This window comes from Collinsella aerofaciens, from assembly GCF_040915425.1.
Classification (GTDB): domain Bacteria; phylum Actinomycetota; class Coriobacteriia; order Coriobacteriales; family Coriobacteriaceae; genus Collinsella; species Collinsella aerofaciens_BW.
On record NZ_JBCPDN010000121.1, the window covers coordinates 1 to 1,631 of the forward strand.

General features: G+C 57.1%; 1 protein-coding gene. It reads left to right on the forward strand.

Going from position 1 to position 1,631, the window contains the following annotated elements:
- Positions 1-169 precede the first annotated feature (169 nt).
- Positions 170-1,384: an MFS transporter gene (locus AB5164_RS10135; protein ID WP_368143343.1), complete on the forward strand. Its 1,215-nt coding sequence runs from the start codon at positions 170-172 to the stop codon at positions 1,382-1,384.
- Positions 1,385-1,631 lie beyond the last annotated feature (247 nt).

Below are 1,631 nucleotides of genomic sequence, written 5' to 3' on the forward strand. Positions count from 1 at the left end.
AAGATCAACCCCATGGTGCTGATCGTGGCCACCATGGTCGTGGGCATCATCGGCGCGTTCTTCGGCGTGCTGGCGTAAGGGCCCGGCTGCATAGATTTTCGTTGCAACCTGGAAAGGGGATGGAGCAGGCCTATGCCCTCCATCCCCTTTTTGTATAGAAGGAGTTCGTATGTTCGCGAAGGATCGCGAAGCAATGCGCCTGACGCCGGCAGAGGTCAGGCTGATTCTTATTGAGTCCCTACAGTGGTGCGCCAACAACGCGGTCTACTTTTTGGGACTTATCGGTGCGGCCACGTATGATCTGGCTGGCACGGCCTTTTTGGTTGCTGCCATTACGCTCGTACGCAATCTTATGACGTCGGCGGGCAATATGGTGTCGGGCTCGGTCATCGACCGCTTTGGACCGCGCCGGACGTCGTTTGTGACGTGCGTGATTACGGCGGTGCTATCGCTTGGCGTGGGGTTGGCGCCGTTGTCTGTCCCCGGGCTTGTGTTTGCCGCGTGCGTCTTGGGGCTTGCGGGCGGCTTTATCAACACCTGCACGCATGCGTTTCCGGGATACCTGGAGTCGACCACCGAGGGCCGTACCCGCGTGAACGGTCTCATGGTGTTCTACAGCAATATCGCCTATACCGCTGGCCCGCTGCTCGGTGGTGCCATCGTGAGCTGTTTTGCCACGCAATCGGTCTATCTGCTCATGGCGGGCATGATGGGTGTGGCGGCCGTGCTCTCCTTGGGCTGTCACGAGTGTGTTGCTCCCGCAAAAGGGGAGAAGCCGAAGGGCGGTATTCTGGGCGGCATGACCGAGGGCGCGCGACTTACGTTTCGCGACCACGACTTGCGCCTCATCTTTATCTCGGGCTTTTTGGGTTTCTTTGCGTTTGGCGCGTTCGATTCGCTTGAGTCGTTGTTCTACCGCGATGTGCTCAACGTGGATATCGTCTGGCTGGGCTGGCTGTCCTCGGTCGTGGGCCTCACTTCCTCGGTGGGTGCGTTCATCCTGACCAAGCTTCCTGCTCGCCATGTCAACCTGCGATTGTTGCTCGGCGCGCTCATGGCCGTGGGCATTGGGTCCATGGTGTACGTGGGCACCGATATGCTGGGGGTCGCGATTATCGGTCAGGCGATTAACGGTCTGGCCTGGGGATTCCTGGAACCGCTGCAGATGATCTTGATTCAGGAGCGCGCCGACATCAAATACCTGGGGCGCATTACCGGCTTTGTGCGCTTTGGCCTGATGAGCGCCGGCGTGCTGCCGCTGCTGGCGGCTCCGTTTTTGGCGGAGGCTTTGGGCGTCCAGGCGGTGCTGTTTGGGGCATCGACCATTATTGCGCTGGTAGGAACGCTGTTCTTTGCCACACAAGGGAGGCGCCAGAGGCGTTAGCTATACATTCAATTCTAATTTAATACCACTCACCAGAGAATTTCGACCGTTCACCGAGGATTGGAGCAGATTGATAAGTGGTATTAAAAATACGTTAGGTATATGTCTATAATTGGTATCGAAAAGAAACGCGATGTATAGAGTTGCGTGCAGGACAGAAAGGAAAAGCCATGAAGGAAACCGAGAAGATCGAGATCATGCATTTCGACCAGGAGGGCTATCTCGAGGACGGCAAGGCGCTCTACGA

What these genes read in the sequence shown, in the direction of transcription:
- AB5164_RS10135 (WP_368143343.1), top strand. Translation starts at nt 170, where the DNA reads ATGTTCGCGAAGGATCGCGAAGCAATGCGCCTGACGCCGGCAGAGGTC.